This is a genomic window from Methylocaldum sp. GT1BB, from assembly GCF_051027545.1.
In the GTDB taxonomy this organism is placed as follows: Bacteria; Pseudomonadota; Gammaproteobacteria; order Methylococcales; family Methylococcaceae; genus Methylocaldum.
Genome location: NZ_CP194902.1, coordinates 621,319 through 636,419 on the forward strand (window position 1 = coordinate 621,319; position 15,101 = coordinate 636,419).

Sequence of the window (15,101 nt, forward strand, 5' to 3'; positions counted from 1 at the left end):
GTCCGGACGAAGAGAATGAACGACATCAAAGTTGTTCAGCGTTTCGTTGATCTGGTTTTGTCGGAAAAACAAAAAAGGGCCTTGGGCGAGGCGCCCAAGGCCCTTTTTGTTGAATAACCGCAAGCCCGGCCAAACAAATTCAAGATCATTCGCAATACTCCAAAACAAGTAGCGACATCGGCACCAACCGGCTTAAGCACGATTCTCAAAAATCACACCAACTATACTTGTTATTAACCCGGCCTATAAATATAGGCCGGGTTAATCCGGGGCAGGGATGCCCCGGCGCGGCGACAAGCCGCGTGAGCGCAGGCCGGGCGTGTACCGGCCTGGGCGGCGGCCCGAAATACCAGGAGGGTATTTACGGGCCTGATTAATAATCGTGCCTTTCGGATTGTTTTTGGAATGCCTCCTATGGACAAGTCTTTTGATTCTCACGGAATAACCACCCTGGGTAAGGTCAAGGTGCCCGTCGGCGATCTGAAGATCGGGATGTATGTATGCGAACTCGATCGTCCTTGGCTGGATTCACCGTTTCTGTTTCAAGGATTCATGCTCGCGACACAAGCGGACATCGAAGCCGTTCGGAAGGTCTGCGATTACGTCTACATCGATTCCTACCAAACAAAATATCCGGAAACGGAGCACACGCAGCAGCCCGCCAAATCCTCGTCCATATCGTGGACCGCCGCCCCGCCCGAAAAGCACCTATCTGTCGAACAAGAGATCGACAACGCCGAAAACACGCATAAGCAGACAAGCAAGCTGGTCAAGACATTCATGGACGAAATCCGCTTCGGTCGCGGCCTCGATATTCAGCTTGCAAAAGAGGCCGTTTCCGAATGCGTGGACAGCGTCTACAAGAATCCCGACGCTATGCTGCTTTTGACCCAGCTCAAGAATCGGGACGAGTACACGTCCCAACACTCCATGAACGTCTGTATCTTCTCGATCGTGCTCGGCCGCCACTTGGGCATGTCCGTCGACGAGCTACGGAATCTCGGCTTGTCCGGGCTCATGCACGACATGGGCAAGATGAGAGTCCCCCTGGAGGTCCTCAACAAACCGGGGCGGCTCTCCGATGAAGAAATGACTCTGGTAAAGGCGCATACCGTGCACGGCCGAGAAATACTCATGTCCTCCCACGGCATCTATCCCGGTGCCATCGAGGTCGCTTACCAGCATCACGAAAACCTCGACGGAACCGGTTATCCCACCGGCCTCACCGATACCGAAATCCCCTCTTTTACCCGGATCGTCGCCGTTGCCGATACCTACGACGCCGTCACCAGCGATCGCGTGTATCAATCGGGGCGTACTCACATGGAGGCGATCGCGATTCTCTACAAAGAGAGCGGAAAGCATCTTGATGCCGAACTAGCATCGAAATTCATCGAATGCCTCGGCATCTACCCGGCCGGAAGCCTCGTCGAAATGAGCAACGAGGAAGTAGCCCTCGTTATCGAAGTCAACCCTCGGCAAAAACTCAAACCGAAAGTCATCATGCTGCTCGATTCGGAAAAAAATCCGCAGCCCCATCGCATCGTCGATCTGGCGAAAATCGACCTGGATCCCTGTGGGCAACCCTATCGAGTCAAGACGATGCTGAAAAACGGAAGCTACAACGTAGATATCAAGCAGCATTACGAACGGGGGCTCATTCAAAAAGCCGCCAGGTAGAATTAAGCCAAGCCGCCGCTGATCCGGGCGGTGCCCGGGTCGGTGATGGCTCGAATGGATTAAGCTGTCTCGCCGGATACCCCTTCCGTGGCCTTGAGACACAGGTGGCTAGGGTTGACACAACATTGAACGTTGCATTTGTGGCAAACGCACTGTCCAGTCGGGATGTGTCCGAAATGGACTTCCCAGAAGTACTCGTCCGGATGCACGTTTTCCCACTCTGCGTTCATGCGCCTACTGTCCTCCTGCATTGACCCAATCCATATCCAGCACCCGGACTCGGTCACAGGAACGACATATTCCATGAGTTTCTCAATCGAGATTCGATTGTCCATAATCGCGCTCCGTTTCTAGCGGAGTCCACAATCACAAATTTAAGGCGCACTTGTCAACGGCAAAATGTACTTTTGCTTTTTTGAGAATTTGGGTATGATCAGCTCGCAATGACTGGATTGAGAAACAATTGGGCTTTTAGCCCCTTGTTTTTACATAAATTCACGCAACTGATTTAGCTCGCTTCTTCTAAGTTATCTTTGCGTGCAATGCCTGGGGTTCAGGAAAATCCTGCTCGCCTAAGCTTCAGGATCTGAATTCCAGCTAGGGAAAGTATCCATCACATAGGAGGTGAACGGATGGAAACGCTTATTGCTATCACGCCGGCACACTGTCTTGATCCGCAGATTGCCATCGCGGCCGTAAGAGCCCACGGAATCGGGATCTTGGATCTAGGCTACCGGGAGATGCCAGATGCATTGTCGTCGGCGCTTGACAGCCTGGCGTCCGCCGCCAGCCAATCGGCGCAGTGGGGGGTCCGCTGGGACGTACTCGGATTGGCAGCCCGAGACCTCAACCGACTTTCCGAACTCCTACCATACCAAGTTCCCATCCTTGTCCTCGCCGGTTCGACACCGGCCGAACTGACTGCTCTGCGGAAGCGAGTCAAATCCATCGCCCGCCGAGTTTTCGTCGAAGTCCATGATTTCCCGTCGGCCCAGGCCGCCATCGCCGCCGGCTGCGACGGACTGATCGTCAAAGGCCATGAAGCGGGCGGATCGGTTAGTCGCCACTCGACTTTCATTCTGCTGCAGGAGCTCAAGGGACGGCTGAACATTCCCTACTGGATTCAAGGCGGAATCGGGCTGCGCAGCGCTGCAGCGGCGGCGCTCGCCGGCGCGAACGGCGTCGTATTGTGCGAACAACTGTGGCTGACCGACGAAAGCCCGCTCGCTCATTCAAATCTGCGCGGCATGTGGAGCCAGTTGGACGGCAGCGAAACGATTCTGCTCGCACCGGAAGAAGCCCCGTTTCGGCTGTTCGCACGCTCCGGCCGCGATAAGCTCCAGGAATTGGAGCAACGGGTGGTTCGCGGTGAACCCTGGCGGGACCAGCTGGTACAGCGCCTCGGAGAAACCGAAGACGCGTTGCTGCCTCTCGGGCAGGATATCGCGTTCGCAGCTCCTTTGGCCAAGCGCTACGGCACCGTAGGCCGCATCCTCACCGCTGTGAAAGAAAGCATGGATTCGCTGATCGAGCAAGCGCGCTCGCACCAGGCCTTGTCCGCCGACTCGCCTCTGGCGCGCAAACACGGCACCCGGTTTCCTATCGTTCAGGGTCCGATGACGCGGGTCAGCGATACCGCCCAGTTCGCGAAGGCGGTGGCGGACGCCGGAGGGCTTCCGTTTCTCGCCCTGTCCGTCATGCGCAAACCGCAAATCCAAACATTGTTGAGCAGCACCCGTAAACTCATGGGCGATCTCCCCTGGGGTGTGGGGCTGCTCGGCTTCATGCCGCTGGAACTGCGTCAGGAACAGCTCGATGTCATCCGCGAAATCAAGCCCCCCTTCGCCATCGTCGCCGGCGGAAGGCCGAGTCAGGCGCGCGAACTGGAAGCGCTCTCGATAATGACCTATCTGCACGTACCTTCGCCGGGGCTGCTTAACAGCTTCATCAAGGAAGGCGCCCGCAAATTTATTTTCGAGGGCAGCGAATGCGGCGGACACACCGGTCCGCGCACCAGCTTCATCCTCTGGGAATCGGCCATCGAAGTCCTGACTGCGGCAGAGCTGGAGGATCCCGAGTCGGTTCAGGTGCTGTTCGCCGGCGGAATCCACGACGAGCTTTCGGCTGCGATGCTTTCGGTCCTGGCGGCGCCGCTCGTCGCCCGCGGCATGAGTATCGGGGTCGTCATGGGCACGGCATACCTCTTCACCGAAGAAATCGTCCACACCGGCGCGATCGTGAACGAGTTTCAGGCCCAGGCGATCGCCTGCCGAGAAACCGCCTTGCTCCAATCCGGCGTCGGAATCTATACCCGTTGCGCCAAGACGGAATTCTGCGACGAGTTCAACCGGACGCGGCGCGAACTGCAAATGGCTTTGGAATCCGAAGAGCGCACGCTGAAGGTGCTCGAACTGCTCAACATCGGCCGACTGCGCATCGCATCCAAGGGTATCGCTCATAAGAGCCAGTCCGCGGCAACAGCCCCGGACGACCGGTATGTCAAGGTAAATGTCCAGACGCAACGGCGCGAGGGCATGTACATGCTGGGCGAAGTCGCGCGGCTGAGGAACAATACCCTTACGATCGCCGAGCTTCACACTGCGGTCGCCACGGGCAGCCAGGAACTGCTTGCCGGCGCAGCGCACGAGCCCGAGGCGAAACGCTGGACGCGGCGACAGAACCGGGATGATATCGCCATCATCGGTATGGCCTGCCTGCTGCCCAAGGCGGGCGACGTGCGCCAGTACTGGCAGAACATCCTCCGGCGGGTGGACACCATCCGGGAGGTCAGCGACGACCGCTGGCGTCCGGCCGATTTCTTCGACCCCAAGCGCGGAACGCCGGACAAGAGCTACTCGAAATGGGGCGGTTTCCTCGACGACGTCCAATTCGACCCCACGGTGTTCGGTATTCCCCCGGCCGCTCTGCGCTCCATCGAACCGATGCAGCTCCTGGCTCTGTACGTGGCGAAGCGCGCCCTGGAAGACGCCGGGCTCGACCGCCGCCCGTTCCCCAAGGAGCGGACCTCGGCCATATTCGCTTCCGGGGGAATGAACGACCTCGGCACGATTTATATCTTCCGCACCTTGCTGGCCCATTATCTGCCCAAGGTTCCGGGGCTGCCCGAGGCGACCCGGAAGCACATCATGCAAACTCTTTACGAGCGCGAGCTTCCCAACTGGACCGAGGATTCGTTCCCCGGCTTCCTCGGCAATGTAGTGGCCGGCCGGGTGGCTAACCGCTTGGATCTCGGAGGAACCAACTTCGCGGTCGACGCCGCCTGCGCCTCGTCGCTCGCAGCGCTGGACGTGGCAATCAAGCAATTGCGAAATGGCGACGCCGACGTGGCCCTGGTGGGTTCCATCGACGGCACCAATAATGCCGTGGCTTTCATGGCGTTCGCCCAAACTCATGCCCTTTCGCCCCGCGGGCGATGCCGGCCGTTCGACGACAGTGCGGACGGCATCGCTATCGGCGAGGGCGTCGCGGCACTGGTGCTCAAGCGCCTGAGCGACGCCGAACGGGACGGCGATCGAATCTACTCCGTCATCAAGGGGATCGGCGCTTCCAGCGATGGACGCAATCGCAGCCTTACCGCGCCTCATCCGCAAGGCCAGGTGCGTGCATTGTGCCGCGCCTACGAGGACGCCGGGGTGAATCCGTCGACGGTCGGTTTGATCGAGGCTCATGGCACGGGTACCGCCGTAGGCGACAAGTCGGAGATCGAATCCATCAACACTGCCTTCGGCGAATGCAATCCGGCGCCCCAGTCCTGCGCCATCGGCTCGGTGAAATCGATGATCGGCCACACCAAGGTCAGCGCCGGTCTTGCCGGGCTGATCAAGGCGTCCTTGGCGCTGAAACATCGCGTTCTGCCACCGACTTTGGGTGTCGAAACGCCCAATTCGCGCGTGGATTTCACAAACAGTCCTTTTTATATCAATACCGAAACTCGGCCTTGGTTCGCTCACCCTGACGGACATCCACGGCGCTGCGGGGTGAGCGCCTTCGGTTTCGGAGGTACCAACTTCCATGCCGTACTGGAAGAATACGGCGGCGACTACCGGGACACCGATGCAATCGATTTAAATCCCCGCGATGCCGAACCCTTCATTTTTTTTGGACCGAATCGTTCTCACATCGTTCACGCGGTGGAACGCCTGCAGCAGGGACTCGAGTATCCCGAACATCTCGATCTCGCCCAATTGGCGTATTCGCTGCAATCGGAGCAAGTCAAAACGGGAACCGGCGCGGGCGTCCGCGCCTGCCGGCTGGCCATGGTCGCCACGTCGGTTGCGGATCTCAGGCAAAAGCTCGATTTAGCTCTTCGCGAGTTGCGCGATAATGACAAAGCGGAGATCAGGCATCCTCAAGGCATTTATTATCGGGAGTCCGATGCCGCAGGTGGCTTATGCTTTATCTTCCCGGGCCAGGGATCGCAGAAGATCAACATGCTGCGCGATCTGGTCGCAACGCAGCCCGAACTGCACGGCTTCTTCGAGCGGGCAGATACTCTCCTCGCCGAGCGCCTGCCTCGGCCGCTGTCCCGATTCATTTATCCGCTACCGGCGTTCAGCGACGAGGAACGGGAACGGCAACAGAGTGCATTGAATGCAACGCAGATCGCGCAACCCGCGCTTGGCGCGGTCGAGCTGGCAGCGTTCGAACTGCTCAAGAACTATGGCGTCCATCCCGATTTCACGGCTGGCCACAGCTACGGGGAATACGTCGCCCTGTGCGCCGCCGGCGCTCTCGATCGCGACGACCTGATCCGGCTCTCGGAAGTTCGCGGACGCATCGCCGCCGAAGCGGGACAAAGTTCCCGAGGGGCAATGGCCGCCGTGGACGCGGATGGCGCTCGGCTCGAAAAGCTGATCGCCGAGCACGGACTTGCCGTCAGCGTCGCCAATTTGAACGCTCCGGACCAGACCATCATCGCCGGCCCGGCTGAAGCCATCGAAGAGGCGGCGGCGGTATTGGCCAAGAACTCTCTACGAGTAACCAAACTGGCGGTCAGAGGCGCGTTCCATTGCGCCGCCATGGCCGATGCCAGCGCCGTACTCGCCGCCGAATTGGCCAAGATCGACTTCCGCTCTCCCGAGTTCCCGATCTTCAGCAATACCACGGCCGACCGTTATCCGGACGAGCCTGCCGAAATCCGGGCACTGCTTGCCCGCCATCTGGCCGAGCCGGTGCGCTTCGTCGAGGAGGTGAACCGTCTCTACGACGCGGGAGCCCGGATTTTTCTGGAGATCGGTCCCGGTCTGGTGCTGAGCGGACTCGTCGACCGCATCCTGGCCGATCGGCCGCACACCGCCCTGGGTCTCGACGCCCCGGGGCGCCCCGGCTGGCTCCAGCTCTCCCACCTTCTGACTCAACTGTTCGCGCTGGGCGTTCCGGTACGCTTCGAAACCTGGTTCAGACACCGCGGGCTGACGGACCGTCCGCTGCCGGAGCTGTTCGCCCAGGCTCGGGCGAAAGCCAATCCGGGACCGCTGATTTGGCGGGTCAACGGCGGCCGGGCGGTACCCTGGCACGATTCTGCGGACACATCCAAGAATGTCGTGCCGTTGCCGACAGGATTGAAGTCCCCGGCGGCTTCCACCGACATGGCGCCAACTCAGGCCGCGGGCGCGCGCCCATCCTTGGCCGTGGTGCAAGATCTTCCAACCAACACAAGGAGGTATTCCGTGATGAACCATGAAGCATCCAACTCCGCGAAGCCGGCGATGGGGCCGCCAGCAGAGGGAATCCCGGCAGGATCAGATCCGAGATTCTCGTTGATCCAGAACTGCGTCGCCCAGCTCATCGATCTGCAGCGCGAGCAACAAAGAACCTTGTGCTCCTTCCTGGATTTTCTGCACGCCAACCTGGCGGGCGCATCGTTGTCGGCGCAGCAGTGGACGGTCGCATCGCCCGAAATCTCCTCGATGGCACAAGCGCAACCGGTCGCGACAGCGGCCGCGTCCGGCGGAGCGGTTCTGAACGGCGTGCCGCCGGCACCCGTTTTGCCGCTTCAGCTTCGTACCGCGGGTCCCGCCGAAGCGGCAGGGGAACGGCCGTTGTCCGTCATTCCGACGCCCGCCGTCCGTAGCGGCGGACCGGTCTCCGCCAAACCCACCGGCGGTGGCGACACCGCACCGCTTGTGGCGGTGAAGGCGCCGGCAGCCGGCGGCACCGGGCTCGCGCCCACCGAGCAGTTCAAGGCCGATCTGCTCCGCTCGGTATCGGAGCGCACCGGTTATCCGGAAGACATGCTCGATCTCAATGCCCACATGGAAGCCGATCTCGGCATCGACTCCATCAAACGGATCGAAGTTTTCAGTGCCCTGAAAGACCACCATAACCTGCTGGAAGGACGTGACGAGGAAACGGTGCTCGAAGAGCTGTCGGGTCTCAAGACCTTGAACGAGATCATCGCCTGGTACGACCGGCTGCGGGAACCGAAACCAGCGCAGGGAGGCGCCGATTCGCCAAAAAAATTGCAGACTCCACCATCGATCTCGCCGGTTGAGATGGTGGAGTCTACCGCTGGTGCCAAACAACCGGACTGCGTGGCCTGTTACGTCGTGAAGCCCGCTCCCGCTCCGCTCGAAGGGGGAACGGTCATCAATCCGGGCACGCCATCCATGATGCTGTTGCTGGGGCATGCCTCCGAGCTCAGCGAGGCGCTTCGTAACGCGCTGAACAGCATCGGCTATGTCACGCGGCAGCTTGTCCCGGGTCGCGAAACCCGCGCCCTGGACGGTGATCGCTTGGAAGTCGATTTGTCCTCGCCCAAAGGCTTGGGCGGCTTGCGCGATTTCCTTAAAGCCGGCGGGAAACCGCTGGGCGGGCTGATCAATCTATTGAGCGCGGAGACGCCAGAAGGCAGCGAGGACTATCGGCCCTCGGAGGCGCGGGCACTGTTCCTGACCTTGAAAGCTCTGGAACAGGACTTCAAGGAGAACGTTCGGGCCGGGGGCGGCTGGCTGATCAATCTGACCGCATTGGACGGACAATTCGGCCTGAAACGGTCTCGGCTGTTCGAGGCAGAGCGAGCGGGCACCCTCGGGGTTGCCAAGTGCGCCGCCCTCGAATGGCCGCATTTAAAGGTAAAGTGCATCGATCTTGATCCGAACCTGGGGACCAGCCAGTCGATCGAACGGGTCTTGATGGAGTTGCGCCCGGACGATCAAACCTTGGAAATAGGCCACACCAGGGAGGGACGCTGGCGGCTCGATCTGCAACAGCGCCCGGACCATGGCACCATCAGGCCGGAACTGGAGCTGGACTCCGGCGCCGTGGTTCTGGTCACGGGCGGAGCGTATGGCATCACCGCCGATATCGCCAAAGGCTTGACGCGAAATCGGCGCCTGCGGCTGGTGCTGGTGGGACGGAGTCCGATGCCCGAGCCTGAATCGGCATCCACCCGAAATATCGCCGATCCGGATGCCTTGCGGCAATTTCTGATCGGAGAGATGAGGCGCGAGAGCGGTAAGGTCAAACCGGCCGAGGTCGAGGCCGCACTCAGACGAGTTCTCAAGGAACGACAGATCCGCGCCAACCTGGCCGCCCTCAAGGAATCCGGTTCAGAAGTCGATTACCATGCTTTGGACGTGCGCGATAGCGCTGCTTTCGGACAATTGATCGACGACATCTATGCGCGCTGGGGACGAATCGACGGCGTGCTCCACGGCGCAGGCGTCATCGACGATAAGCTGATCCGCGCCAAGACGCCGGAATCCTTCGACGCGGTTTATGACACCAAGGTCATTCCGGCGCTGACCATGGCCCGGAAGCTGGACCCGTCAAAGCTGAAGTTCCTGGTGCTCTTTTCCTCGGTGGCCGGCCGGTTCGGCAACGTAGGCCAATGCGACTACAGCGCGGCCAACGAGGTGTTGAACAAGCTGGCCGACCGACTGACAGTGGAGTGGCCGAACGTCCACACCGTCTCGATCAATTGGGGTCCTTGGGACTCCGGCATGGTGAACGACGAACTGCGCAAGCTCTATGCTTCCCGGAACATCCGCCCGATCCCGGTAGAAATCGGGGTTCGGCATTGCCTGGAAGTATTGGAACGCCGCGACCGGCAGGAGCCTGAACTCGTGATCGCAGCGAGCATCGAGGCGATCGCCGCCGGACTCGGACGCTCCTCGGCGCGCGATGAAACCACGCGGCGCGCGGTCGATTCGACCGTTTTGACACCGGCGGTGGCGTGATGCCTCGCGACCGCTCGACCAAATCCCCTAAGTGAACCCGACAAGGAGTAAACGGAGCATATGGATATGGCAAATCTACACAGTGCGGTACTGGCGGACTTCACCCCGGTGAGGGTATCGAAACCCGTCCCGCAGCGCATCACTCTCGAACTGGCGGCCTTCGGTTTCGCCAAGGCTTATTGCCTGAACAATGACATCTGCGACACGGAAGGCTTCCGCCGGGTTCACAGGGAAGTGAAAGAGAAGCTGGACAAGTACGCGCTCTCGCCTTCCCATATCAAGCGCCGGCAATTGGTGTTCTTTCCCCGCCTCACCGATATCCGCTTCTCGGACGGCGAGTTCACGTTGGCGGAGCCCGAGTATGAGTACTTGCAGTTGTTCAAGGACAAGAACGATCCGAAGGGCGTGGACCTCAAAGCCCGGCACGAGAGCTACGGCAAGGTGGTCGACGGATGTCTGAACCAGATGTACGACGACGGGGCCAAAGCGCCGGACGACGTCATTCACGTGACCTGCTCCGGTTACCTGGCGCCGAGCCCCGTCGAGCGCATGGTCGCACGGAAGGAATGGTTCGACACCACGGTCACACACAGCTATCACATGGGCTGCTACGGCGCCTTCCCCGCCATCAAGATGGCGCACGGTTTTCTGTCGTCCTCGCAATGCTTGGTGACTCCGCCCAAAGAGCGGGTGGACATCATCCACACCGAACTGCTGTCGATCCACAACAACATCGAGGACTTCCGTGCCGAGAACATCATCACCATGACCTTGTTCGCGGACGGATTCATCCGCTACTCGATGTATCCGGAACCGGTGGCGCGTGAGAGAAAAATTCCCGGCCTCAAGGTCCTGGCGTTCAACGAACATCTCCTGCCCGATTCCGCCGAGGACATGACCTGGGTGCCGGGGTCTCATCAATTCCACATGACCCTGTCGGTCATGGTGCCCGTGGTCCTCAAGAAGCACATCCGGTCTTTCGTCCAGTCGTTATTGCGGCGGGTAGAGATCGATTTCGACGCGCAAAAGGATGAGCTGACCTTTGCCATTCATCCGGGCGGGCCGAAGATCGTGGAACACATTCAGGACGAACTGGGTCTGCGGGAAGATCAGGTGGAGGTCAGCAAGGAGGTGTTCCGCGAGAACGGCAACATGTCTTCGGCGACCGTGCCTCATATCCTGAAAACGATCCTGGACGACAAGTCGATTCCCCGCGGGAGACGCGTCGTCTGCCTGGGTTTTGGACCGGGACTCACGATTACGGGTCTCGTTTTGGAAAAGGTCTGATCATGAAGGAACTATCGAGCCGCGCAACGGAAAGCGATCTTCCGCCCTTGATCGGGCGGGTATACGAGGTGGAGTCACTGAGGGAGCTCGAAACTCCAGAACCTTCCCCAGCCGAATCGACGGCGACAACCGACGAGCCGAGGGATGCGTTCGACCCGGCATCGGCGGCACAGGACTGGACCAGGCAAAATGCGGAACGCGGCGACGAGCCCGTTTTGCCCTTCATCGGGCGCATTCTCGATCATGTGCCCGGCCGGTCGATTACCGTGGAGCGCGAGTTGACCCTGGACGAGGATCTGCATCTCGCGGATCACGCCTTCGTCCATGCGCCCGGGGTGAAACCGCTATTCGCCTGTCTGCCGGTAGTTCCCATGACCCTAAGCCTGGAGATCCTGGCGGAAACGGCTGCCTGCCTCGCACCCGGCTACGGGCTGATCGGCTTCGAGGACGTGAAGGCCACGCGCTGGATCGAACTGGCCGACACCGACCGCCTGTGTCTCCGGATTTCGGCCCGTTTCGAGCAATGGGATGCCGAACGGAACACTTGCCATATCGCCGCCGCCATCCATATCGAAGACCAAGCGACTCCGGCGATCCAGGCTCGCGTCCTGTTCGCGCCCTACTATCGTCTCGATCTCGAGCTCAGCTTCACGGAGTTCGCCAATGCCCGTCTCTATCCCAAAAGCGCCGAGGAAATTTACCGGGGCCGCCACTTATTCCACGGACCCGTGTATCAATGCCTGGTCGGGGAGATCGTGCTGGGCGATCGGGGCGCCGCCGGCGAGTTGGTGGTCAAAGCGCCCGAGATCATGTTCCGATCCATACGCAAGCCCCAGTTTCTGACCGAGCCGGCGTTGCTCGATGCGGTCGGACAATTGATCGGAATCTGGGCCATGGAAAAAGAGCGCTACGTCTTTCCCGTCGGCATCGGCAAGCTCGAGCTATACCGGCCTACCCCGACGCCGGGAACACGATGCCCGGTGCGAATCGAAATCACCCGCGACGAAGGCAAGCTCCTTTCCGCCGACATCGAGATTCAGGACGGCGCGGGCGCCGTTTGGATGCGGATCAGGGACTGGACGGACTGGAAGTTCCGCTGGGAGAAGCGGCTACTTAATTTTCGCCGCCTGCCGACCCGCTATTTGCTGAGCCATGCGCTCGACCTGCCGGCACTCCCGCCTTCCGCCAGCTGCCGCATGATCTCAGGCGAAGACATCGCCGGCTTCGACAGTACGCTCCTCGCTCGCTTCTGCCTTCATCTGGACGAGATGGAGACGTTTTCCGACATGCGCTCGCATGCTCCGGGCCTGCAGCATTGGCTGCTGGGGCGCATCGCAGCCAAGGATGCCGTGCGCGACTGGCTGGCGCGGCAAGCCGGGACGGAAGAAATGCTGCACCCGGCCGCCCTGATCATTCGCAACAACGACCAGGGCCAGCCCGAGGTGGCGCCGGTCCCCGAGGCGAACCGGTTGCCGCAGCTCAGCATCAGCCATAGCGAACATCGCGCTATCGCCATCGCCCATGCGGGACCCGTGGGCGTGGATATCGAACCGATCCGCCCGCGCCAGCCGAGCTTCGTGGAGACCATGGCCGGCGAATCGGAACGCTCGCTTCTCCGTGACACGAGCGGCGACCCCGACGAATGGGCCACCCGCCTGTGGTGCGCCAAGGAGGTCGCCGCCAAGTTGCTGGGTCTCGGCATGAACGGCTCGCCGAAAGCCTACGAGGCGCAGGCCATAGGCGAGGACGGTCTGATCCACATCGTCCATCGAGACAGCGGCCGAACGATTATGGTACGGACGGTACGCCTGGAAGAGTTCGTCATTGCCTATGCCGGCGCCGCGACTGCGGAGACGGAAGCGGGGCAAGCCTAAACGCCATCAACACACAAAGGATTGAATAATGAGCAGGATTGGTCCGCCGCTGCTGGTAGAGCTTCGCCAGGTCGGGAAGGTTTATCACCTCGGCGAAAGCCGTATAACGGCTCTCAAGACAGTGAATCTGTCTATTCATAGGGGCGAATTCGTGGCCGTCTGGGGTCCGTCGGGTTCCGGCAAGTCTACCCTCTGCAATCTTATCGGGCTGCTCGACGTATGCTCTTCGGGTACGGTGCGTTTCGAAGGCCAGGATGTGGCCGCGCTGTCGGACGACCAGCGCAGCGAGCTTCGAAACCGCGGAATCGGATTCGTCTTCCAGAGCTTCAATCTGATTCCGGTACTCTCGGCTCTGGAAAACGTCATGCTTCCGCTGCAGATCTCCGGAGTTTCCACGGCACAGGCAAGGCGAGCGGCGCGCAAGCGTCTGGCCGAAGTGGGGCTGGACGACCACGCGGCGCATCGTCCCGCCAAGCTTTCCGGCGGACAGCAGCAGCGCGTCGCGATCGCGCGGGCCCTGGTTACCGATCCGGCACTGGTGATCGCCGACGAGCCCACGGCCAATCTGGATTCCGAAAACGCCTTGAGGATTACCGAGCTCATGCGACGACTCAACAGCAACAACGGCACGACCTTCGTGTTCTCCACGCACGACCAGCGCCTGCTGGAACGTGTGGAGCGTCAGATTCAGATGCGCGACGGCGAGATCATCGATGACAGGTCGCCGGAGCAGCCGGCCATGCGGCTAGACCGATCGGTGGGCTTATGATGACCTGGATCAAGCTCGCCTTAAGAAATCTCTTCCGCAATCGGCGCCGGTCGCTGTTCACGATTCTGGCGATCGGCCTCGGCTTTGCGGCGGTCAACACCCTGGGCGGATTCACCGCCTACATCTTCACCAGCCTCAAGGATTCCTACATCTACGCGCAGGGTAACGGCCATCTCAGCGTTTTCAAGACCGGCTTTCTCCAGGAAGGCAAACTCGATCCGACCCGTTATCTCATCGACGAAGAAGAGATGGGAGTCATTCAACAGGTGCTGGCCCGGCATCCGGAAATCGTGGTGGTGGCACCGCAGCTCCACATTTCGGGACTTCTGAGCAACGGGAAGGTGTCGACGATCTTCATCGCCGCCGGCCGAGTGCCGTCCGCCGTGCGCCGCATCAACGAGCATGCCCGCGGGATGATAGGGAAAATCCAGTTGTTCGACGGCAAATCCCTGGAGGACGACGTCATTCACGGCATCGGCCTGAGCCGGGGACTGGCGGAGCAGCTTAATCTGGACTTGGGCTCCGACGCCGTCGCCATGGCGCCCACCGTGTCGGGACAGATCAACGCGCTCGACGCCCAGGTGTTTCAGCTCTTCGATGGCCCGGTCGAAGCGCTGGAGGACAAGCTCATGTCGGTTTCGCTCAAGTTCGCCCAGAGCCTCTACGATACCGGCAGCGTGGATCGCCTGACCTTGCTGCTGACGAACGACGACACAACGGAAACCGTGCGCGCCCAGCTGGCCGGAGAACTGGCGGCAGAAGGCTTGAAGCTGGAAGTCAAGACCTGGAACGAGCTTTCCACCTTTTACACCAAGGTGAAGCAGATGTTCGACGTGATCTTCCTGTTCACCTTCCTGATCGTGTTCACCATCGTCGTCATGAGCGTGATCAATACCGTCAGCATGGCGATCATGGAACGGACCCGCGAGATCGGCACGCTGCGGGCACTGGGGTTCAAGCGCCGCGGCATCGTCGGACTGTTCGCGGCCGAAAGCATGTTATTGGGGATTCTTGGATCGCTGCTCGGCATGGTCCTCACCCTGATCACCTGGTCGGGCGTCGCATTTTTCAAACCGACCTGGATACCGCCCCAAATCACCCGCCGGGTGCCATTGGAGGTCTACCTGGTGCCCGATTACATGCTCTACAGCATCCTGCTGCTGATCGTTCTTTCCCTGGCCGCAGCCAGTCTCCCGGCGCGCACGGCAGCTCGCATGCAGATCGTCGGCGCTCTGGGACATACCTGAACCTAGGAGCGACAGTTGACCGCTTCGATGGAGTAGATAAAGT

The 15,101-nt window shown here is 60.5% G+C and carries 7 protein-coding genes; 6 read left to right on the forward strand and 1 reads right to left on the reverse strand.

Annotation, left to right across the window (positions count from 1 at the left end):
• Window positions 1-414: 414 nt before the first annotated feature.
• Window positions 415-1,680 carry an HD-GYP domain-containing protein gene (locus ACR2TX_RS04050; protein WP_434131275.1) on the forward strand — a complete coding sequence of 422 codons (1,266 nt, stop codon included), beginning with the start codon at window positions 415-417 and terminating at the stop codon, window positions 1,678-1,680.
• Window positions 1,681-1,739: 59 nt separating this feature from the next.
• Here the strand turns inward: ACR2TX_RS04050 and ACR2TX_RS04055 are convergent, their stop codons facing one another.
• Window positions 1,740-2,015 carry an HNH endonuclease gene (locus tag ACR2TX_RS04055; protein WP_077730262.1) on the reverse strand — a complete coding sequence of 92 codons (276 nt, stop codon included), beginning with the start codon at window positions 2,013-2,015 and terminating at the stop codon, window positions 1,740-1,742.
• Window positions 2,016-2,312: 297 nt separating this feature from the next.
• Between ACR2TX_RS04055 and ACR2TX_RS04060 the strand changes: the two genes are divergently transcribed.
• The 5 genes from ACR2TX_RS04060 (at window position 2,313) to ACR2TX_RS04080 (ending at window position 15,058) form a co-directional block, all read left to right on the forward strand.
• Window positions 2,313-9,881 (forward strand): SDR family NAD(P)-dependent oxidoreductase, encoded by a 7,569-nt coding sequence (locus ACR2TX_RS04060; protein WP_434131278.1) that lies wholly within the window; start codon window positions 2,313-2,315, stop codon window positions 9,879-9,881.
• Between the two features lie 66 nt (window positions 9,882-9,947).
• Entirely contained in the window at window positions 9,948-11,168 is a 1,221-nt protein-coding gene (locus ACR2TX_RS04065) for a type III polyketide synthase (RefSeq protein ID WP_434131281.1), read from the forward strand.
• A 2-nt stretch (window positions 11,169-11,170) separates the two neighbouring features.
• Complete coding sequence (locus tag ACR2TX_RS04070) at window positions 11,171-13,042, forward strand: polyketide synthase dehydratase domain-containing protein (RefSeq protein ID WP_077730260.1); 1,872 nt, start codon at window positions 11,171-11,173, stop codon at window positions 13,040-13,042.
• Between the two features lie 28 nt (window positions 13,043-13,070).
• A complete protein-coding gene (locus tag ACR2TX_RS04075) occupies window positions 13,071-13,811 on the forward strand; it encodes an ABC transporter ATP-binding protein (protein ID WP_077730259.1) in 741 nt (246 codons plus the stop codon).
• Window positions 13,808-15,058 carry an ABC transporter permease gene (locus tag ACR2TX_RS04080; protein ID WP_077730258.1) on the forward strand — a complete coding sequence of 417 codons (1,251 nt, stop codon included), beginning with the start codon at window positions 13,808-13,810 and terminating at the stop codon, window positions 15,056-15,058. The genes ACR2TX_RS04075 and ACR2TX_RS04080 overlap by 4 nt, the downstream gene beginning before the upstream one ends.
• Window positions 15,059-15,101: the final 43 nt, after the last annotated feature.